Annotated in this window: 20 protein-coding genes; 8 read left to right on the top strand and 12 right to left on the bottom strand. The window is 69.0% G+C overall.

Annotated features, from left to right (window positions below):
- Nucleotides 1–45: 45 nt before the first annotated feature.
- On the bottom strand, nucleotides 46–402 hold the full coding sequence (locus BM417_RS40015; protein ID WP_093605299.1) for a peptidase inhibitor family I36 protein: 357 nt from the start codon (nucleotides 400–402) through the stop codon (nucleotides 46–48).
- A 39-nt stretch (nucleotides 403–441) separates the two neighbouring features.
- Entirely contained in the window at nucleotides 442–1263 is an 822-nt protein-coding gene (locus BM417_RS40010) for a DUF72 domain-containing protein (RefSeq protein ID WP_093605297.1), read from the bottom strand.
- 17 nt (nucleotides 1264–1280) lie between these two features.
- Here BM417_RS40010 and BM417_RS40005 point away from each other — a divergent pair, with 17 nt between their 5' ends.
- On the top strand, nucleotides 1281–2030 hold the full coding sequence (locus BM417_RS40005) for an arylamine N-acetyltransferase family protein (RefSeq protein ID WP_093605295.1): 750 nt from the start codon (nucleotides 1281–1283) through the stop codon (nucleotides 2028–2030).
- On the opposite strand, the gene BM417_RS40000 is transcribed toward BM417_RS40005, so the two are convergent.
- Nucleotides 1985–3703 carry a glycoside hydrolase family 5 protein gene (locus BM417_RS40000; RefSeq protein WP_177320874.1) on the bottom strand — a complete coding sequence of 573 codons (1719 nt, stop codon included), beginning with the start codon at nucleotides 3701–3703 and terminating at the stop codon, nucleotides 1985–1987. The genes BM417_RS40005 and BM417_RS40000 overlap by 46 nt on opposite strands.
- A 141-nt stretch (nucleotides 3704–3844) precedes the next feature.
- Between BM417_RS40000 and BM417_RS39995 the strand changes: the two genes are divergently transcribed.
- Nucleotides 3845–4132 (top strand): type II toxin-antitoxin system Phd/YefM family antitoxin, encoded by a 288-nt coding sequence (locus BM417_RS39995; protein WP_093605291.1) that lies wholly within the window; start codon nucleotides 3845–3847, stop codon nucleotides 4130–4132.
- Nucleotides 4120–4527 (top strand): type II toxin-antitoxin system VapC family toxin, encoded by a 408-nt coding sequence (locus tag BM417_RS39990; protein ID WP_245822608.1) that lies wholly within the window; start codon nucleotides 4120–4122, stop codon nucleotides 4525–4527. The genes BM417_RS39995 and BM417_RS39990 overlap by 13 nt, the downstream gene beginning before the upstream one ends.
- Nucleotides 4528–4548: 21 nt before the next feature.
- On the opposite strand, the gene BM417_RS39985 is transcribed toward BM417_RS39990, so the two are convergent.
- Nucleotides 4549–4920, bottom strand: coding sequence for an HAD domain-containing protein (locus BM417_RS39985; RefSeq protein WP_093605289.1), 372 nt, complete (start codon nucleotides 4918–4920; stop codon nucleotides 4549–4551).
- 180 nt (nucleotides 4921–5100) lie between these two features.
- Between BM417_RS39985 and BM417_RS39980 the strand changes: the two genes are divergently transcribed.
- Nucleotides 5101–5418, top strand: a complete 318-nt coding sequence (locus tag BM417_RS39980; protein ID WP_093605287.1) for a hypothetical protein — start codon at nucleotides 5101–5103, stop codon at nucleotides 5416–5418.
- Between the two features lie 46 nt (nucleotides 5419–5464).
- On the opposite strand, the gene BM417_RS39975 is transcribed toward BM417_RS39980, so the two are convergent.
- From BM417_RS39975 to BM417_RS39960, 4 genes are read right to left on the bottom strand one after another with little or no spacing between them, the layout of a single operon-like run.
- Nucleotides 5465–7573, bottom strand: a complete 2109-nt coding sequence (locus BM417_RS39975) for a 3-hydroxyacyl-CoA dehydrogenase NAD-binding domain-containing protein (RefSeq protein ID WP_093605285.1) — start codon at nucleotides 7571–7573, stop codon at nucleotides 5465–5467.
- On the bottom strand, nucleotides 7570–8841 hold the full coding sequence (locus tag BM417_RS39970; RefSeq protein ID WP_407656206.1) for a thiolase family protein: 1272 nt from the start codon (nucleotides 8839–8841) through the stop codon (nucleotides 7570–7572). Before BM417_RS39970 ends, BM417_RS39975 begins: the two co-directional genes overlap by 4 nt.
- Nucleotides 8842–8875: 34 nt before the next feature.
- Nucleotides 8876–9325 (bottom strand): ABA4-like family protein, encoded by a 450-nt coding sequence (locus tag BM417_RS39965; protein ID WP_093605281.1) that lies wholly within the window; start codon nucleotides 9323–9325, stop codon nucleotides 8876–8878.
- On the bottom strand, nucleotides 9322–10203 hold the full coding sequence (locus tag BM417_RS39960) for a hypothetical protein (protein WP_093605279.1): 882 nt from the start codon (nucleotides 10201–10203) through the stop codon (nucleotides 9322–9324). Before BM417_RS39960 ends, BM417_RS39965 begins: the two co-directional genes overlap by 4 nt.
- Nucleotides 10204–10262: 59 nt before the next feature.
- Between BM417_RS39960 and BM417_RS39955 the strand changes: the two genes are divergently transcribed.
- From BM417_RS39955 to BM417_RS39945, 3 genes are all read left to right on the top strand, one after another.
- Entirely contained in the window at nucleotides 10263–10910 is a 648-nt protein-coding gene (locus BM417_RS39955) for a MerR family transcriptional regulator (protein WP_093605277.1), read from the top strand.
- 165 nt (nucleotides 10911–11075) lie between these two features.
- Complete coding sequence (locus BM417_RS39950) at nucleotides 11076–11582, top strand: RNA polymerase sigma factor (RefSeq protein ID WP_218164714.1); 507 nt, start codon at nucleotides 11076–11078, stop codon at nucleotides 11580–11582.
- Nucleotides 11579–12322, top strand: coding sequence for a hypothetical protein (locus BM417_RS39945; RefSeq protein WP_093605275.1), 744 nt, complete (start codon nucleotides 11579–11581; stop codon nucleotides 12320–12322). The genes BM417_RS39950 and BM417_RS39945 overlap by 4 nt, the downstream gene beginning before the upstream one ends.
- 45 nt (nucleotides 12323–12367) lie before the next feature.
- Here BM417_RS39945 and BM417_RS39940 read toward each other — a convergent pair whose 3' ends face one another.
- The 3 genes from BM417_RS39940 to BM417_RS39930 form a co-directional block, all read right to left on the bottom strand.
- Nucleotides 12368–15568: a S8 family serine peptidase gene (locus BM417_RS39940; protein ID WP_143139005.1), complete on the bottom strand. Its 3201-nt coding sequence runs from the start codon at nucleotides 15566–15568 to the stop codon at nucleotides 12368–12370.
- 161 nt (nucleotides 15569–15729) lie between these two features.
- Complete coding sequence (locus BM417_RS39935) at nucleotides 15730–16224, bottom strand: GNAT family N-acetyltransferase (RefSeq protein ID WP_093605271.1); 495 nt, start codon at nucleotides 16222–16224, stop codon at nucleotides 15730–15732.
- A 93-nt stretch (nucleotides 16225–16317) separates the two neighbouring features.
- Nucleotides 16318–16920, bottom strand: coding sequence for a TetR/AcrR family transcriptional regulator (locus BM417_RS39930; protein ID WP_093605269.1), 603 nt, complete (start codon nucleotides 16918–16920; stop codon nucleotides 16318–16320).
- Nucleotides 16921–16990: 70 nt separating this feature from the next.
- Here BM417_RS39930 and BM417_RS39925 point away from each other — a divergent pair, with 70 nt between their 5' ends.
- The gene (locus tag BM417_RS39925) at nucleotides 16991–17638 is read left to right on the top strand and encodes an O-methyltransferase (protein ID WP_093605267.1); all 648 of its coding nucleotides are present in this window, start codon (nucleotides 16991–16993) and stop codon (nucleotides 17636–17638) included.
- Nucleotides 17639–17671: 33 nt separating this feature from the next.
- Here BM417_RS39925 and BM417_RS39920 read toward each other — a convergent pair whose 3' ends face one another.
- A complete protein-coding gene (locus tag BM417_RS39920) occupies nucleotides 17672–18964 on the bottom strand; it encodes a ribonuclease D (RefSeq protein ID WP_093605265.1) in 1293 nt (430 codons plus the stop codon).
- Between the last annotated feature and the right edge of the window lie 68 nt (nucleotides 18965–19032).

Genomic DNA, 19032 nt, shown 5'->3' with positions numbered 1-19032 from the left:
CGATCGAGTGGTGTTACATAGGGTGACTAAAGTAGCTCGGCGTCGTTATGGCCCCCACACCTGAAGGCCCCTGATCACGAAGTACGCGTCCGGCACGTAGGTGCCGTGTCTCGGGTAGGTGGTGAACTCGGCCTCGGTCGAGCAGTTCTCCCGCTGGTACACGCTCGCGTCCCTGCTCAGACGGTTCGCGAACGACCGGCCCACCACGGTCAGCGTGATGCACTCGCCGGGGTTCGCGGTCTCCAGGTCGAGGCGTTGCACGGCCCCCGTGTAGTCCGGCCCCGCCCACACGCAGAACTCGCCCTTGTCGCAGGTCTTGTCACTCTGCGCAACAGCGATCCCACTGGAGGCAACCGCGCCCGCAGTGATCACCAGGGCGGCGATGAGGCTCTTGGACGACATGGACGCACCTCCGTTGCGACGAGTGTGCGTCCGTTCGGATCAATCGGCTAGACGATCTTGAACCAGCTTCTGCAACGCCATCGCGTCGCGCGGGGCGTAGGCCTTCGCGTCGTTGTCGAAGTAGACGAACACGTCGCCCTGCTCGCGCCACGCCCTGACCTTCCCGGCCCACAGGTCCAGGCCCTCGTCGGTGTAGCCGCTGACGTAGAGCTCGTCGTGGCCGTGCAGCCGGACGTAGACGAAGTCGCTCGTCACCTCTTCGATGAACGGGTACTTGCCGGCGGCGTCCGCGACCACCAGCGCGATGTCGTGGCGCCGGAGCAGGTCCACGAACTCCGGCGTGTGGTAGCTGTCGTGACGGACTTCGAGGGCGTGGCGCATCGGCCGTTCGGCGTCCGTGGTGGTGTGGGCGGGGTCGACGCGGTGGTCGTGCCGTTTCGCGATCTCGGCGGCCTCGGTGGTGGTGCGGGGGAGAGCCTCGAAGAACGCGGTGAGCAGGTCCGCGTCGAACTGGAGCGTGGGCGGGAGCTGCCAGAGGATGGGGCCGAGTTTCGGGCCCAGCGCGAGGACACCGGACGCCAGGTAGTTCGCGAGGAGCTCGTGGCCGTCCTTGAGGCGCTTCATGTGCGTGATGAAACGGCTGCCCTTCACCGCGAACACGAAGTCGTCCGGTGTCTCGGCGGCCCACTTCCGGTAGCTCGACGGGCGTTGCAGCGAGTAGAAGGAGCCGTTGATCTCGACCGAGCCGAGCTGCTCGCTCAGGTAGGCCAGCTCGCGCTTCTGCGTGACGCCCTTGGGGTAGAACACGCCGCGCCAGGGCGGGTAGACCCATCCCGAAGTGCCGATCCTGACCTCGCCCATGTGGTTATCGTGGCACGGTGGACGACTACCTACAGCGCATCGGTGCCTCACGCACGTCGTCGTTGGCGGAGCTGCACGAACGGCACCTGTTCAGCGTCCCGTTCGAGAACCTCGACACCCACATGGACACCCGGATCGTGCTGGAGATCCCGTGGCTGCACGACAAGATCGTGGTGCGGCGGCGCGGCGGGTTCTGCTACGAGCTCAACGGGATGTTCGCGGAGTTGTTGCGCGACTTGGGGTACGCGGTCGACCTGCTCGCGGCGCGGGTGTACGGCGAGGGGCAGCGGCTCGGGCCGCCGTTCGACCACATGGCGCTGCTCGTGGACGGTGCCTGGCTGGTGGACGTCGGGTTCGGGTCGTTCTCGCTGCACCCGCTGTCGTGGACGTCGCGAGAGGACCAGAAGGACCCCGGCGGCGTGTTCCGGCTGGCGGACAACGGCGACGACGTGGACGTGTTCCACGACGGTGCGCCGGCTTATCGGCTGGAGCGCAGACCGCGTGAGCTCGCGGAGTTCGTGCCGACCTGCTGGTGGCAGCAGACCTCGCCGGAGTCGCACTTCCGCAAGGGACCGATGGCGACCCGCGCGTTGCCGGTCGGGCGGATCACCGTGACGGACAAGAAGATCGTGGTGACGGAGAACGGCCACAGGACCTCGACCGACATCGAGGATCCCGTGGCCGCTTTCCAGGACTACTTCGCCATCAGGTTCGAACAGAGTCACTTCCGGCAGAGCAACGCGTCCGGGGTCCTGCGCCAGTTGTAGGCGACACCGGCGATGTGCTCGTCCTGCGCGCACTGGCCCTTGTAGTGCCCGTTGGCCCAGTCGCCGCCCTGGTCCGGCCGGTTGTCGCTCCGGTCGAACCACAGCACTCGTGTCTGCGATCCCTGTGCGACGGGCGCGCAGACCAGCGTGAAGTTCGCGTAGCCGACGGCCGCGTTTCCGTTCGGGCACTGGAGTTTCGTGTAGCCGGAGGCCCAGTCGCTGGTCACGTGCTGCTCGTTGGTGACCCTGGTCGTGTTGCTCCACTGTGGACCGCTGACGCACAGGCCGCGGTTGCCGGTGTGGCTGATGCCGACGAGTTTTTCGCTCTGCGGGCAGGATTCCTTGACGAGCTGGTTCCAGCGGGTCTCACGCGGGATCTGCCCGGTACGGCTCGGGGCGTTGACGAGACGGTTCCACGCGCCCGCCCGCCAGTCGTCGCCGTCGTTGACGCCCATGCGGTTTCCGGCCGCGTCCCAGTGCAGCAACGCCCATCCGTTGCCACCCCGGTTGGTGTGGAAACCGACCAGCGGCCAGTACGCGAAGTCGGTGTCGTTCGCGACCAGCTGGTTCACGAACCGCTCGAACCAGTCGCGTGCCTTGGGGTTGTTCTCGTCGCGGCCGCCGACGCCGAACTCGCTGATCCACAGCGGCGCGGTGAAGTGCTTCTGCGCCTCGGTGATGAAGAAGGCCTGGCGTTGCAGGACGTTGATGTGGTCCTGCGGCGAGAGGTCCTGGTAGCGCGGGTCGCTCGTCTCGCCGATTCCTGTCGCGCCGCTGTGGTTCGGGCCCGTGTAGCCGTAGAAGTGGGCGGAGTAGACGAGCTTGTCGGGGTTGGCGAGCGTGTGACTGAGGAAGCGGGCCGGCTCCAGCGTCGGGCGGCCGTGCGCGAAGCCGTCGACGGGGATGCCGGTCCAGTTGATGCCCTCGACGATGACCAGCAGGTCCGGTGCGGTCTGCTGGATGCGGTCCGCGGCCTGCTGCGAGGCCTTGTGCCAGTCGTGGTCGTTGCCCCAGCCCCAGTTCGGGTCGTCCCAGACGTTGCGGCGCACCTCGTTGTAGAGGTCGGCGCCCACCACTCGCTTGTTCGCCTTGTAGCGGTCCGCCATGAACGCCCAGTCGTTGATCCACTGGTCGGTGCTCTGGCTGGTGTTCCACCGCTCGTTGCCGTCGACGCCGCAACACCAGCGGGACGTCGTCGTGTGGTTGTTGAGGATGACGGCGACGTTGTTGCGGGTCAGCTCGGCCACGACCGCGTCGTAGACCTCGAGCGGCCGCTTTCCGTTGAGCTGCGCGTCCTTCAGGCCGTTGACGGGGTTCGTGTCCTTGATCATCTGGTTGGAGAACGGCAGCCGGACGCTGTTGACGCCGATCTCCTTGAAACCGCTGACGATCGTGGCCATGGTCGCGCGGTCGAGCCCGAGCGGGACCTGGTCGGCCTTCTCGCCGGAGTGGTGGTTGGCGGGGTCGTTGATGTCGCCGGAACCGTTGTAGGTGCCGCTCGCACCGTGCCAGTTGCCGGACTTGAGCTTGAAGCGGTCGCCGTGTGCGTCGACGATCCACCGGCCTCGGGTGCTGAGGGGGCCGGTCCAGGCCGCCTCCTCCGCATGCGCTTGCACGGGAGCCACGAGACTCGCGGCCAGGAGCAGGGGAGCCAAGACGCGAATGGGTTTCACATATGTGACGGTATCGGCGTTCCGAGGCGTTGCGCTAGAGCCTGTGCGTTGCAGGGCGTGCCGGCTCACGCCTGCCGGATGGCCGGGCGGGGCTGTAGCTACTCTGTAGCACTTATTGGTGGGTTGAGCTACAGTGGTGGCATGCAGCAGCTCAAAGCCATCGGCCAGCGTGAGCTCCGCAACGACAACGCGGAGATCATGCGGCGCGTCGAGGCGGGTGAGAGCTTCGTCGTCACCCGCAACAACAAGCCTGTCGCCCAGCTCTCGCCCTATCGCGCGGAGGTCGTCTCGAGGCCGTCGCTCGGTGAGGCGCAGGTGCTGTTCGGCACCCTGCCGTCCGTCGACGCGGACCGCTGGGAGGCCGACCGGCGAGCCGCCGACGAGGTGTTCGGCACGGACGACCCGCTGGTAGACCCGTGGCAGAGCTGAGCTGTCTGCTCGACACCTGCGTCCTGATCAGGCTGGAGCGGGCGAACCTGGGCGAGTACCTGAACGCCCGGCCGTTCCTGAGCGCCGTCACGATCGCGGAGCTGGCGTTCGGGCTCGACACCGAGGACCCGGTCGAGCGGTTCGCGCGCACGGAGCGGTACTACGCGGCGCTGCAGACGTTCGAGGTGCTGCCGTTCGGCGTCGAGGAGGCCAAGGTCTACGGGCAGATGGCTTCGCTGGTGAGGCGGGCGGGCCGGTCGCCTCGGCCGCGGCGGATGGATCTCCAGATCGCGGCCACGGCGGCGGTCGCGGGCCTGCCGGTGCTGACGATGAACGTCAAGGACTTCAAGGACGTCGAACGGCTCGTGGAGGTCGTGCCGATCCGTCAGGTCTGAGCCCCCGGCGGGAGTTCGCGGTCAACCGGTGAGGAACGCCCGGACCCGTTCCAGGTGATCCGCGCCGATCCCCTTGCGCGGGTCGACCGGCACCAGCAGCGTGTCCGGCCTGCTGGACGCCCATTCCTGGTCACGTGGCTGGAAGTCGTCGTCCAGCCACGCGATCGGACGCGTCCCCACCCACTCGGTGATCGCGGGAACCTTGCCGTGGTGGCCGTCCCGGTGATCCGCGCCGCGCCCGCCGAAGTCGATCCACTCCAGTTCGGGCAGTCCGATGCGCGGTCCTATGAACTCGTTCGCCTCGTGCTCCCACGTCGTCGCCCACACCAGATCCGCGCCGGTGGCCGCCGCGAGAGAGAGCAGCCACGGACCGTGCGACGGGTCCAGCCACACACGCAGGGGCCGGAAAAAAACCGTACGGACGGATTTGATGCGTGGGTGAAGCCGGCTGGGCGCAGGGGGAACGGGGTCAGCGGCCGTCGGCGTCCAACAGGATCGCGCGACACGGGAACATGACCTGATCGAAACATCCGAACGGCTAATGATCCCGCGGTTTATCCCGATACGTGACACATGACTGTCACGGACATCGCGACGTGGGGCACGGCGGACCACGTGCGGGCCGCGCTCGAACGTCAGCTCGAAGGCGCGCTGGTAGAGGTACCGCAGGACGACGATTCACCCCGCTGGGCGTTCAGCGAGGCGTTGCGCAGGTCGTTGATGCTGCGCCAGAAGAACCCGTTCGAGGTCGTCGCCATCGGCCTGCCGGACCTGCTGCGTTACCGGGACCTGGTGGCGGGCTCCGAGGTGACGTTGCGCGCGACGAACATCGACGCCTACTTCATCCGCGAGGACGGCAGCGCGGAGCAGTACCTGCCCGAAACGGAGTGAAGCCCCGGCTCCGTCGAGAGAGCCGGGGCTTCAGCGACACCACACACTAGGCAGGCACGGAAGCCACGCCTGGTGCCAGGAAACGCTTGCCCGTGACCTTCTCCGAGATGCCGGTGCGGTCCAGGTACGGCGTGATGCCGCCTAGCCAGAACGGCCACCCGGCGCCCAGGAGCATGCACAGGTCGATGTCCTGTGCCTCCGCGACCACGCCCTCGTCGAGCATGATCCGGATCTCCTCGGCCAACGCTTCCAGCGCGCGGTTCTTCACCTCGTCGCCGGTCAGCGGTGCGTCACCGAACTGCCACAGGGCCTGGACCTCGGGGTCGACGGTCTGCTTGCCCGTCGAGTCCCACTGCCAGACTGCGCCCTTGCCGGCGGCGACGAACTTCTTCATGTTCTCCGACACCGAGAAGCGGTCCGGGAACGCGCCGTGCATCGTCTCCGACACGTGCAGCGCGACGGCGGAACCGACCAGCTGAAGCAGGATCATCGGCGACATCGGCAGGCCCAGCGGCTCGGTGGCCCTGTCGGCGACCTCGAACGACGTGCCCTCGTCGACCGACTTGATGACCTCGCCCATGAAGCGGGTCAGCAGGCGGTTCACGACGAACGCGGGCGCGTCCTTCACGAGCACCGACGACTTCTTGAGCTGCTTGCCGATTGAGAACGCCGTCGCCAGCGTGGCGTCGTCGGTCTGCTCGGCGCGCACGATCTCCAGCAGCGGCATGACCGCGACCGGGTTGAAGAAGTGGAAGCCCACGACCCGCTCGGGGTGCTTGAGCTTCGACGCCATGTCCGTGATCGACAGCGACGACGTGTTCGTGGCCAGGATCGCCTCCGCGGAGACGTGCTCCTCGACCTCGGCGAACACCTGCTGCTTCACGGCGAGGTCCTCGAACACGGCCTCGATCACGAAGTCGGCGTCGGAGAACGCGGCCTTGTCGAGCGAGCCGGACACCAGCGCCTTCAGGCGGTTCGCCTCGTCCGGCGAGATCCGCTTCTTGCCCGCCAGCTTGTCGATCTCGCTGTGGACGTAGCCGACGCCTTTGTCCACGCGCGCCTGGTCGATGTCGGTCAGCACGACCGGCACGTGCAGGCGGCGGATGAACAGCAGCGCCATCTGCGAGGCCATCAGGCCCGCGCCGACGACACCGACCTTGGTGACCTTGCGCGCCAACGACTTGTCCGGTGCGCCGGCCGGCCGCTTCGCACGCTTCTGCACCAGGTTGAACGAGTACAGGCCCGCACGCAGCTCGTCGCTCATGACGAGGTCCGCGAGGCCCTCGGTCTCGGCGGCGTAGCCCTTGTCCAGGTCGTTCTCGCGCGCCAGCTCCAGCAGCTCCAGCGCCTTCAACGCGCCGGGCGCCGCGCCCTTGGTCTTGCCGTGCACGATGCCCTTGGCCCGCGCGACGGCGGCGTCCCACGCCTCGCCGCGGTCGATCTCCTTGCGCGGCACCGTGATCTCGCCGCGCACGACACCGGACAGCCACAGCAGCGACTGCTCCAGGTAGTCGGCGGAGTCGAACAGCACGTCCGCGATGCCCAGTGCCAGAGCTTCCTTCGGCTTGAGCATCTTGTTCTGGTTCAACGCGTTCTCGAAGATCACCGTCACGGCGTCGTTGGCGCCGATCAGGTTCGGCAGCAGCTGCGTGCCGCCCCAGCCCGGGAACAGGCCCAGGAACACCTCGGGCAGCGCGATCGCGGCCGCGTTCGACGCCAGCGTGCGGTAGTGGCACGACAGCGCGAGCTCCAGGCCACCGCCCATGACCGCGCCGTTGACGAAGGCGAAGGTCGGGACGTCCGAGTCGGTGAACTTCTTGAAGACGTCGTGGCCGAGCTTGCCGATCGTGACGCCCTGCGAGCGGTCCGTCGCCTGCTCGACCGCCGTCAGGTCCGCGCCGACCGCGAAGATGAACGGCTTGCCCGTCACCGCGATGGCGGCGGGGGAGGCCGCGTAGGCCTCGTCGAACGCCGCGCCGAGCGACACGAGCGACTGCGGGCCGAACGTCGACGGGCGGGTGTGGTCCAGGCCGTTGTCGATCGTGATGAACGCGACCGGCTTGTCCAAGCCCGGTACCGAGATCAGACGAGTCTTGGCAACGGTGACGACCTCGTCGGGGAAGATCGCCTTTGCTTCCTCAGCGGTGATGGTCACTTGCCACTCCAGTTCGGGTTCTCCCAGATGACGGTCCCGCCCATGCCGATGCCGATGCACATGGTGGTGAGGCCGTAGCGCACGTCCGGACGCTCGGCGAACTGACGCGACAGCTGCGTCATCAGACGCACGCCGCTGGAGGCCAGCGGGTGGCCGGTCGCGATAGCGCCGCCCCACTGGTTGACGCGGGCGTCGTCGTCGGCGATGCCGAAGTGGTCGAGGAACGCGAGCACCTGGATGGCGAACGCCTCGTTGACCTCGAACAGGCCGATGTCCTCAATGGACAGACCGGCGCGCTGGAGTGCCTTCTCGGTGGCGGGGACCGGGCCGATGCCCATGACCTCGGGCTCGACACCCAGGAACGAGTAGCCGACCATCCGCATGCCGATCGGCAGGCCGAGCTCGCGCGCGGTCTCCTCCTCGGCGAGGATGCAGCCGGTCGCGCCGTCGTTCAGACCGGCCGCGTTGCCCGCGGTGATCCGGCCGTGCGGACGGAACGGCGTCTTGAGCTTCGCCAGGTCCTCGACCGTGGTGCCCGGACGCGGCGGCTCGTCGGCCGTCGCGAGGCCCCAGCCGTTCTCCGCGGAGCGGGTCGCGACGGGCACGAGCTCCGGCCCGATCTTGCCGTTCTTGATCGCGTCGGCGTACTTGGCCTGCGAGGCGGCCGCGTAGGCGTCGGTGCGGTCCTTGGTGATGTGCGGGAACCGGTCGTGCAGGTTCTCCGCGGTCTGCCCCATGACCAGCGCGCTGGTGTCGACGATCTTGTCCGACAGGAAGCGCGGGTTCGGGTCGACGCCCTCGCCCATCGGGTGGCGGCCCATGTGCTCGACACCGCCCGCGATGGCGACGTCGTAGGCGCCGAACGCGATGCCGCTCGCGGCCGTGGTCACGGCGGTCATCGCGCCCGCGCACATGCGGTCGATCGAGTAGCCGGGGACCGACTTCGGCAGGCCCGCGAGCAGTGCGGCGGTGCGGCCGAGCGTGAGGCCCTGGTCGCCGATCTGCGTGGTCGCGGCGATGGCGACCTCGTCGACCCGCTCCGGCGGCAGCTCGGGGTGCCTGCGCAGCAGCTCACGGATGACCTTCACGATGAGGTCGTCTGCACGGGTCTCGGCGAAAATCCCCTTCGGGCCGGCCTTGCCGAACGGCGTGCGGACGCCGTCGACGAAGACCACGTTCCGAACGCGTGCCGGCGCTGCTGGTGCGGCCACGGCGTCTCCTCCACTTGTGGTGACAACTCTGTCCACTACCGGCGGGCTGCGCGACATCCCTACCGGTCGGTAACGCCAACTCTAACCCTAGTTACTGGTGAGTAACCACTGCGGTGCCCCTGTTCGTTGTGTCACACACCTTGCGCACGATCAGGAACAGCGGCAACCCGACCGGGGCCAGCAGGATGGTGATCACCAGAACGGGTGCCATGACCAGCGGGTGCACGTCCAGCCGGCGCCCTTCGAGGTACATCCAGCGCCCGACGAACAGGTCCCACGCGATCATGTGCGCCCACACCAGCGCCGCGCCGGTCGGCGTGCTCATGAACTCGGCCAGCGGGCCGATCTCGGGCCTCGTGACCAGCGGCAGCAGCTCCGGCAGCACGGGGATCATCAGCACGACGTAGATCACGACCGGCGGCAGCACGATCAGGTGCGACTCGGCGATCCTCCGCGTCCACGACCACTTCGGCGCGAAGATCATGAGCAGCCAGAACGGCGCGATCAGCAGGAACGTCAGGTCGAACAGGGTGGCGGTCATGCGTCCACGAGCTCCTTCTTCGGTTCGCGCGCCCACACCACACCCAGTGCGGTCGCGATGACGATGCCTGCGAGCGTGAGCAGGGTCGTGCTGTCGGGCTGGACCAGGGACTGGCCGCGCAGCGCCTGCCAGGTCACGAGCAGGAAGATCCCCAGGAACGATCCGCTCGCGACCCAGGCGAGCTTCGTGGTGGCGCGGCTGCCCAGCAGCGCGATGAGCACCGGCAGCACCTGTAGCGCGTGCATGCCCACGAAGTGCCCGACCCGCAGGTCGCCGTGCTCGGTGCTCCACCCGGTGATCGCCATGTAGGCGCCGCCGTCGGGCGCGCCGACCGTGTGCGCGCCGAGCGTGCCCCCGTCGAGGGCCTGACCGGGCTTCGGCTGCGTCATGAGGAACCCGACGCCGAGGCCCAGGAACGAGATGAGGAGCCCGAGCCGGATGGACCACGCCAGGGCCTCGTTCTCGATCTTCGTCCGCCACAGCAGCACCGCGACGATCGCGTGCGTCACCCACAGCACGACGATCGTGGAGCCCATGATCGAGAACAACGTCGTGTCGAGTGGCGTCTCGAAGTTGAAGTGGCTGCGCTTGCCGCGCACGACCTGGCCAACGATCACGACCATCTCCAGCGCGCCGGCCGTCGCCAGGATCGTGCCTGCCCACCAGCCGACGCGCTGGAACCTCTTCAGGAACGTGAGCAGCCACGCCAGCGTGAACGCGTAGATCGCCAGCGACACGGCGAACTTGAGCGGCTTGAGCCAGATCGGCGAGTTGACCAGCGTCCGGTCGTCGATCAGGAGCCCGAGGAGCGCGACCGGGATCAGGACGGCCATCAACCCGCCGAAGACCACTAACGGCCGGTGCCATGTGCGAAGCATCTCTATACCCCCTGAATGGATAGCGGCACTCTCTGCTATCCGGAAGCTACACTATCCATATGCGTGTTGGCGAGCTTTCGAAGAGAAGCGGCGTTCCGGTGCCGACGATCAAGTACTACCTGCGCGAGGGACTGCTGCCCGCCGGTGTGCTGACCAGCCCGAACCAGGCCCACTACGACGACGAGCACCTGCGCAGACTCCGGCTGGTGCGTGCCCTCGCGGACGTCGGCGGCCTCTCCATCGCGTCGGTGCGCGAGGTCCTCGCCGCCATCGACACCCGCGACGAGTCGCTGCACAACAAGCTCGGCGCCGTGCAGGAGGCCATCAGTCAGCCGAGCGCGGTGGAGCTCGACCCGCTCGCGATCGAGGACGTCCAGGGCTTCTTCGCGCGGCAGGGCGAGACGGAGTGCGCCGACGTCACCGAGTCCAACGTGACCCACATGCTTGCGGCCGCCCTGTCCGTCGCCCGCTCGGTCGGGCACGACCAGTTCCGCGACCTGCTCGACCCCTACCTGGAGGGGTTGAAGATCATCGCGCAGGCCGACCTCGACTACATCGCACGGCAGAGCACGCGCGACGACATCATCGAGGCGATGGTCGTCGGCACCCTCATCGGCGACACGGTTCTCAAGGCGGTCCGGAGGCTCGCGCATGCCCAGGTGTCGCGCGACGTGATCGGCGACGGACCCGTCGGTCCAGCGTCCTGAACTGATATATCGACCGATATATCAGTTCCGCGCCGCCTCCACCTGCGCCTTAGCAATGACTCTTTGGACTTCGTCCGCAAAAGACTCGTTGCAAAGGGCTGGAGGGAAAGTGGTCGCGGGGTGAAAGAGCGGGCGTCCTGCCGGACATGACCCGGGGTGGAGCAGGTGGACGTGGAACCGCGCCAGACGGGCTTCGAGGCCGTCGCGCAGGAGCTGATCGAGCCGCTGCGCCGGTACCTGGCGCGGCGGACCGATGCCGCGACCGCGGACGACGTGCTGTCGGAGACGTTGCTGGTGGCCTGGCGGCGCCGGGACGAGATGCCGGCCGAACCGCTGGCGTGGGCGTACGCCGTCGCGCGCAACTGTCTCGCCAACGCGGACCGCACGCGGCGCAGACAGGACCGGCTGCTCGTGCGGATCTGGCAGCTCGCCAGACCGCCGGAGCACGCGCCGGCCAGGGACGACCCGGATCCGGGACTGGCCAGGGCGCTTGCGCGGTTGTCGGCCGCGGACGCCGAGCTGATGCGGCTCTGGGCGTGGGAGGAGCTCGGGCCCGCCGAGATCGCGCAGGTCGTCGGGATGAGCGCCAACGCGGTCAGCATCCGCCTGCACCGGGCACGCCGGAAGTTGAAGTCCCTGCTGGACGAGCAGGCGGAAGGAGAGCGGCCATGACGGACGACGACCTGCGCGACCGGATGCGCCGCGCCGACCCGGCGGCCTCGCTGCGCCCGATGCCCGAGGACGAGGCGCGGCGGCTGGTGGCCGGGGCCGCGCTCGAGGTTCCCGTCGCACCGCGGTTCTCCTCGCGAAGGCTGCCGGTGCTCGTCGGAGCCGCGGCCGTGATCGCGGTGGTCGCCGGCGTGCTCGTGGCGAGCGGCGGTGGGTCAGGACAGGCACCGGGCCCGGACGTCGCGTTGCCGACCTCGACCGAGCCGGGTCTGGAGAACGGTTCGGGACTGCCCGACAACAGCGGCGGACGGCCGACGACCAGCGGTCAGCCGCGGCCCGGCACCAGCACGTCGCAGGTGCCGCCGCCGGCCCCCACGTCGTCGGAGGGCCGCAAGACCACGGTCGCCGTGCTCACGGAAGCGCCGGTGGATCCGGAGGTCCGGTGCCGCAAGCCGGAGGCGGCGGTCCTCCAGGAACGCGCGCAGATGGCGTTCGAGGCCACCGTCCTGCGGATCGAGGGCAACGTCGTGACGTTGCAGGTTCATCGGGCCTGGACCGGTGAGGCCGACCTCGTCGAGGTGCGGAACACGACCAACTCGCCGGTGCTGGCCGGGTTCGAGCCCGAGATCGGCCGGAGGTACCTCGTCGCGGCGAGCGACCTTCAGGTGATGGGCTGCGGCTACAGCGGACTCGACGAGCCCGACCTGCGCGCGGTCTACGACGATGCGTTCCCGAAGCGCTGAACGAAGACGGCGATGCGCCCGGCGTGGGCGCATCGCCGTTCCGCGTTACCTCGTCAGGTAGGCGTTGATCACGGTCTGGGTGACCGAGTCACCGCCCTTGCCCACGGCCGTGGCCCGCAGCGAGACGCTGCCGCCCTTGGCCGGGTTGAGCACGAACAGCGAGCCGCCGACGACCAGCGTCCGCTGCCAGGTGGCGCCCTTGTCGTAGGACACCTGCGCGGTCAGCGACTTCGTCTTGCCCTGCACCGTCAGCGGGATCCGCTGGAACCGGTGCGCGGGCAGGGTTCCGTCGAGGCCGAGCTCCGGCGTGAAGCGGACCATCGACAACGGCACCTGCGAGACGGCCGGGGTCGTGGCCGAGTCGAAGCCCCACGTCGTCGTGACCGAGGTGCTGATCGCCGCGACGCCCGAACGGTTCGCCGTGGTGGTCAGCTCGAAGCGGCCGCGAGCCGGCGGCAGCGAGAAGAACGTCTCCAGGTCGAGCGGCCGGTCGGTCGAGTCGATCACCTTGCCGCCGAGCTTCAGCGCCGTCGACCCCGACTCGACGACCGACCCGCCGGAGCGGCCCTGTCCGTCGGTGAAGAACGGCAGGCTGCCGAAGAGGATGTCCCCGTCGCGGTAGAGGCCGACGCGGCGTTCGTTCGTCAGCGCCGGTCCGAAGACGCCGGTGTTGAACGTCTTCTTGTAGGTGCGGCCCGGCTTGAACTGCTCGTCCTCGGCGTTCCAGTACGCCTCGGTGCCGTCGGCGTTGTCCTGCTCGAACCGGAAACCCCAGGTGTGCGCGGGGGAGTAGAGGTACATCTTCCTGGTGTGCGGCAGGGCGTACCCGAACGAGACGCCGAACAGCGGGCTGTCACCGAGGGCGGCGCTGGCGAACAGGTAACCCGTGCGGCCCTCGGCGGTGGCGCCCGCCGAGGCCTCGACGGTCACGAGGTCCTTGGACTTCAGCCGCTTGTCGTAGCCGGTCCAGAACTTCGTGAGCGTCGTGGACTGGTCGGCGAGGTGGAACTCCTCGCGGTCGGCGCCGGTGTAGGAGGCGACGACCAGCTCGTTCATCTCGCCGGGCTTGCCCTCCGGACCGACGTGCGCCGTGTTGAGGACGCTGAGCGGCAGGCCCAGCAGGCCGAAGCCGTACTCCATCGACGGCATCTTGTGGCCGACCCTGATGTACGAGTGGCGCTCCGCCGCGGTGCCCGGCCACGCGATGTCGACGGGCTTGGCCTGGCGGGCGTCGAGCGTGACGGTCGTGTCCGCCCCGACCTCGATGTTCGTGCCGTTGAACCAGTTGTACTCGGCGTTCGGCTGCTCCGGCGAGACCCACTGGCGACCTGTCAGCAGGTAACGGCCCTTCGGCACGCGCAGGGACTCGAGTCCGGTGCCGAGACCGACGTAGTCGCCCTGCGCGTCCCCGGTGACGCCCTGCAACTCCGCGCGCCAGTCCGCAGCGGGCTTGCCGTCGCTGCCGATCGCCTTGACCGTGACGGTGTAGCGCTCGGGTTCGCGCGTCACGGCCGCAGGAGTCACCACGGACTGGCCGCCGCCGCTCGCGTTGATGTACGCGCTGAACGTGCCGGACGCATCTCCACCGATCTTGGTGTCAGCGGTCAGCGTGGTGGTGGCCGTGCCGTGTGCGGGCACGGTCACGGTGGTGTCCTTGAGCGTGAAGAAGCCCTGCGGCGCGGCCGTGTCGACCTTGAGAGTGAGGGTGACCGGCTGGTCGCCTTCGTTGCGGTAGGCGACATCTCGCGTCATCGGGACGTCGTCGTGGTGCGGCCACAACGCCGTGCCGAAGGAGACCAACCCGGACGAGACGGTCTGCTTGATCGCCTTGGCGACGTCCGTGCGACCGGCGCCCTGCTCGAACGGGTTGTGCGCGCCCGGCTTCGCCGACGCCATCAGCGCCGCCTTGATCTGGTCGCCGCGCCAGTCGGGGTGCACCTGGGCCAGGATCGCCGCCGCGCCCGCGACGTGCGGGGTGGCCATCGACGTGCCGCTCAGCGAGATGTACCCCTCGGCGGGCTTCGGCATGGTCTCGCCGAGCCTGCCCGCGGCCGCGGCACCGATGCCCACACCGGGCGCGGTGATGTCCGGCTTGATCGCGCCGTCACCCTCGCGCGGACCGGTGCTGGAGAAGCTCGCGAGCTTGTCGTCGCGGTCCACGGCACCGACGGTGAGCGCGGCGTCCGCGCTGCCGGGGGACCCGACGGAGTTCGGCCCGTAGTTGCCCGACGCGATGACGAACAGCGTGCCGGTCTCCTGCGAGAGCCTGTTGATCAGGATCTCCATCGGGTCCAGCAACGGGCCGTCCTCGCCGCCGAGGCTCATGTTGACGACGTCCGCCTGCTGCTCGACGGCCCATTCGATGCCGGCGAGGATCCCGGACTCGTAGCCGGACCCGTCGTCGCCGAGCACCTTGCCGTCGAGGATGCGCGCGCCGGGCGCCACACCCTTGAACTTCCCGCCCGACTTCGCCCCGGTACCGGCCGCGATCGACGCGACGTGCGTGCCGTGGCCGACGCGGTCCTGGTTGTCGGGGGAGTCGGTGAAGTTCTTCTCCGCGACCTCCTGCGTGGCGAGGTCCGGATGCGTGTTGTCGACGCCGGTGTCCAGCACGGCGATCTTCACGCCCTTGCCGTCGAACCCGGCCTGCCACGCCTGCGGAGCCCCGATCTGGGCGGTGCTGCGGTCGAGCGCGGCCGTGCGCACCGCGTCCAGCCAGATCGTGGGCTTCTGTGCTTGACGAGCGTTGGCGAGCGACTTCCACACGTCCGGCGCGGTCTCGGCGGTCACCGTGACGGCGTCCACGCCGATGCGGCTGAACGAGCGGGCGCTCTGCAGCCCAGACCCCGCCGACACGAGCACGCCCAGACCCTTGCGCTTGGTGTACTCGGGCCTGCTCAGCAGCGCGAGGTCGAACAGGCGCCGGTCCAGCCGGCCCTCGGTGATCATCGGCTCCACGTCGGCGGGCACGGCGTAGAGGTGCGTGCCGTCCTCTCTCGTGGACACCATGATGTGCTCACGACCAGGCGCGGCCTTGAACTGCTGCGGCTTGCCCTTGTCGTCGGTCAGCACCTGGTCACCCGTGATGAGGGTGATCCACTGCTGCCGCTCCGACGCCGGCTTGCTCGTACCTGCCTTGGCCAGGACAGCCGTGATGTCGGCCGTGGTCGCGGAGGCGGGGGTGGCGCCGCTCAGAACCGTGGTCAGCACGAGGCCGGCCACGGCGAGGGGGAGATGAGGTTTCAACGGAGGCCTCTCCTAGGGACGGACAACTCCTCGGCGGCATATGTCCGTCACTCGGCCCCGATATTTCGCAACGGCAACTGTCAACGCCGACCTGAGCTCATCGCTGTCCGTCGCGCGGCTCTACTTCACGTTGTCCGGCAGTCGGCTCGTCCGCGGACGAGTCAGCGCGAGGGCAGTCGAAGGAGCCAGCGGACCTCGCCGTCGTGGACCTCGCCGGTGGCGGTGAGACCGGCGGAGGCGGCGACGGCGGCGGAGGCGTGGTGGTCGGGATGAACGTGCGCGATCACGGTGTGGACGGGCTGGGTGCGGAGCCAGGTGACGAGGCCCTGGGTCGCCTCGCGGGCGATGCCGCGGCCCTGCCACGAGGTGCCGACGACCCACGCGATCTCGGCGGTGTGGTCGGCGTCGGTGATCGTCGCCTGGACGGTGCCCGCCAAGCGGTCTTCGTCGCGTAGCCGGATCACCCAGTTCAGCCATCGCACGGCCGGGTCGGGGGAGCCTGCGGCCAGGCGTTCGTAGCGGGCGAGGAGTGCTTCCGGGGAGAGCGGGGTGCCGCCGATGAACGTGTGCAAGGCCGGGTCCGAGAGCACCTCGGCCATCTCCGCGGCGTGCTCGGGTCGCAGCGGGAGCAGGTCGAGGCGGGTGGTGCTGATCATCGCTGACTGCCCCTTGCAATGGGTCATTTGCGGTCGAAGTCCAAAGAGTCATTGCTAAGCGGCAGGTCAGGAGGCTGCGGCTGAGCCGATATATCAGTTTGGGCGGTGGTGGCGGTGCAGGAAGGCGGCGACGAGGTCGTCGGTGAACGTGCGGGGGACGGGTGAGCCGGTGACCAGGACGCGGTAGTAGATGGGGCCTACCAGGTGGTCCAGGGCCGCGTCGACGTCGAGGTCGGCGGGGAGGTCGCCGCGTTCGATCGCGCGGTGCAGAGGGAGGCGGTCGCGGTCGCGCTGGTGGCTCAGGTGGTCGTCGCGGAGCCTGGTCGCCAGGTGCGGGTCGTGCTGGGCCTGGCCCGTCAGGGCGCGGAACACGGCGCCGGGGTCGGAGTCGGTGAGGAACTCGGCCAGGTTCGCCAGGTGGGTGCGCAGGTCGGTTCCCAGGTCGCCGTGGTCCTGCGGGGTGAGGTGTTCGGCCATGTCCTCGGTGAAGGCTTCCAGCAGCACGTCGACCTTGGACGGCCACCAGCGGTAGATCGTCTGTTTCGCGACGCCGGCGCGGGCGGCTATGCCCTCGATGGTCACGCCGGCGAAACCGCGTTCGGCCAGCAGGTCGTCGGCCGCCTCCAGCACTGCCTGCCGTGCTTCCTCGCTGCGTCCGTGCCGGTTTCCGCGATGCGCGGTGCTGCTGCTCCCCATCGGCCACCTCCAGGAGCCGTACCTTAGTCAGGGCTAGCCTAGACGCAACGTTGCGTCTACTCTCGCTGGCATGACCATCACATTGCACGAGCCTCGGGTTCGTTCGGTCCTCGACCGGCTCTTCGGCGCTGCCGCGTCCGACGACGACCACTTCGACGCGCCGTCGTGGGGTGACCTGCGGTCGGCGAGCGCGCAGGAACGCGCTGACGCACTGGCCGGTGTGTACATGCCGATCTCCGCCCGTGGGGGAGATCTCCTCTACGGGCTGGTGCGGGCCAGCCGGCCGGACACCGTCGTCGAGTTCGGCACGTCGTTCGGCATCTCGACGCTCTACCTGGCGGCCGCGGTCGCCGACAACGGCAAGGGGCACGTGTACGGGACCGAGATGTCGGAGGCGAAGGTCGCCACCGCGCGGAAGAACCTCGACGAGGCCGGTCTCGGGAGTGTCGCGACGATCCTGCCGGGCGATGCCCGCCGCACGCTGGCCGACCTCAAGGGGCCGATCGGGCTGGTGCTGCTCGACGGCTGGAAGGAGCTGTGCCTGCCGGTGTTGCGTGACCTGGAACCCCGGCTCGCGCCGGGAGCGCTCGTCGTCGCCGACGACATCGACCAGGAGTTGATGGCCGACTACCTCGCCTACGTGCGGGAACCCGCCAACGGGTACGTCAGCGTCGCGTTCCCGGTCGAGGACGGCATGGAGATCAGCTGTCGTGCGTGAGCGGATCACGCACGACAGCTGATATATCGGATATCAGTTGGCGGGTCCGGAAGGAGAAGCAGGCCCAGAAGGGGGCGCGGGCGGAGGTGCCGTCGCCGCCAGGGCCTTGGTGAGGGCTTCCAGCGTGAGGTCGATCTGCCACGACCGCGCCCCTCCGTCGCGCAGCACGGTGGCCACGGATTCGGGGGAGAGGTCGGCCGGCGGTTGCCAGCAGGTGCGGCGCACCAGATCGGGCAGCAGCAGGTTCTCGACCGGGAGGGTGTTGGCCTCGGCGATGGTCGCCAGTGCCGCACGGGTCGCGGCCAGGCGGGCCGCGGCGTCCGGGTCCTTGTCCGCCCAGCGGTTGGGCGGGGGTGGGCCGTCGTGCTGGCCCGCGGGTTCCGGGAGCTCCGACTTGGCCAACGCGCCCGCCTTGCGCAGGGCGTTCATCCAGACACCGGACATGCGGCGCTGGGACCGGCCGCGGAAGACCGGCAGAGCGAGCAGCTCGGCCTCGTTGGCGGGGTTGCGGGCGGCCGCCTCCATGAGGGCGGAGTCCGGGAGGACTCGGCCCGGGGCGATGTCGCGATCGCGGGCCACGGCGTCGCGGGCTTCCCACAGCGCACGCACGAGGGCCAGTTGCCTCTGGTTGCGCACGCGGTGGATACCGGACGTGCGCCGCCAGGGGTCGGTACGGGGACGCGGCAATGGCGCCGTCCGCACCGCCTCGAACTCCTCGAGCGCCCAGGCGAGTTTGCCCTGGCGCTCCAGCTCGGTTTCGAGAACGTCGCGCAGCTGCACGAGCAGCTCCACGTCGAGAGCGGCGTACGTCAGCCAGTCGGCAGGAAGGGGCCGGCGCGACCAGTCGGCCGCGCCGTGCCCCTTCTCGAGCCTAAAACCGAGTAGCCGTTCCACCAGCGTGCCCAGTGCGACACGATCGAACCCAGCCAGCCTGCCCGCCAGCTCGGTGTCGAACAGCACGCCGGGTCGCAGCCCGAGTTCGGCGAGGCACGGCAGGTCCTGAGACGCCGCGTGCAACACCCACTCAGTGCCATCCAGCGCCTGCACCAGTGGATCGAGCCGTCCGCCTAGGGCGATCGGATCGACCAACCATGTGCCGGCGCCTTCCCGGCGCAGTTGCACCAGATAGGCACGCTGTGAGTAGCGGTAGCCCGAGGCTCGCTCGGTGTCCACCGCGACCGGGCCCTTCGCCCCGGCGAGCGCGTCAGCGGCTCGCCGGAGCGCAGCTTGATCGGCGACCACGGGCGGGACCCCATCAGCAGGTTCCGTCAGCGGTACCGGATCTGGTCCGGTTGGTGCGGTTGGCTCGTCGGCGGGTACATCCACAGCGGATGACCCTACGACGATCGCACCACTCACAGGTGTTCTCGGCCGGTTCAGTGCTTCAAACCGGT

Source organism: Lentzea waywayandensis (assembly GCF_900115955.1).
In the GTDB taxonomy this organism is placed as follows: domain Bacteria; phylum Actinomycetota; class Actinomycetes; order Mycobacteriales; family Pseudonocardiaceae; genus Lentzea; species Lentzea waywayandensis.
The sequence above is the reverse complement of the archived record's forward strand: the minus strand, read 5'-3'. Positions and strand labels throughout refer to the sequence as shown.

Bases quoted from the DNA above. Each gene is read 5' to 3' on its own strand.
- BM417_RS39980 (WP_093605287.1), top strand. From the start codon at position 5,101: ATGACTGTCACGGACATCGCGACGTGGGGCACGGCGGACCACGTGCGG.
- BM417_RS39945 (WP_093605275.1), top strand. From the start codon at position 11,579: ATGACGGACGACGACCTGCGCGACCGGATGCGCCGCGCCGACCCGGCG.
- BM417_RS39965 (WP_093605281.1), bottom strand. From the start codon at position 9,325: ATGACCGCCACCCTGTTCGACCTGACGTTCCTGCTGATCGCGCCGTTC.
- BM417_RS39935 (WP_093605271.1), bottom strand. From the start codon at position 16,224: ATGATCAGCACCACCCGCCTCGACCTGCTCCCGCTGCGACCCGAGCAC.
- BM417_RS39925 (WP_093605267.1), top strand. From the start codon at position 16,991: ATGACCATCACATTGCACGAGCCTCGGGTTCGTTCGGTCCTCGACCGG.
- BM417_RS40010 (WP_093605297.1), bottom strand. From the start codon at position 1,263: ATGGGCGAGGTCAGGATCGGCACTTCGGGATGGGTCTACCCGCCCTGG.
- BM417_RS40015 (WP_093605299.1), bottom strand. From the start codon at position 402: ATGTCGTCCAAGAGCCTCATCGCCGCCCTGGTGATCACTGCGGGCGCG.
- BM417_RS39970 (WP_407656206.1), bottom strand. From the start codon at position 8,841: ATGTCGCGCAGCCCGCCGGTAGTGGACAGAGTTGTCACCACAAGTGGA.
- BM417_RS39955 (WP_093605277.1), top strand. From the start codon at position 10,263: ATGCGTGTTGGCGAGCTTTCGAAGAGAAGCGGCGTTCCGGTGCCGACG.
- BM417_RS39930 (WP_093605269.1), bottom strand. From the start codon at position 16,920: ATGGGGAGCAGCAGCACCGCGCATCGCGGAAACCGGCACGGACGCAGC.
- BM417_RS39995 (WP_093605291.1), top strand. From the start codon at position 3,845: ATGCAGCAGCTCAAAGCCATCGGCCAGCGTGAGCTCCGCAACGACAAC.
- BM417_RS39960 (WP_093605279.1), bottom strand. From the start codon at position 10,203: ATGCTTCGCACATGGCACCGGCCGTTAGTGGTCTTCGGCGGGTTGATG.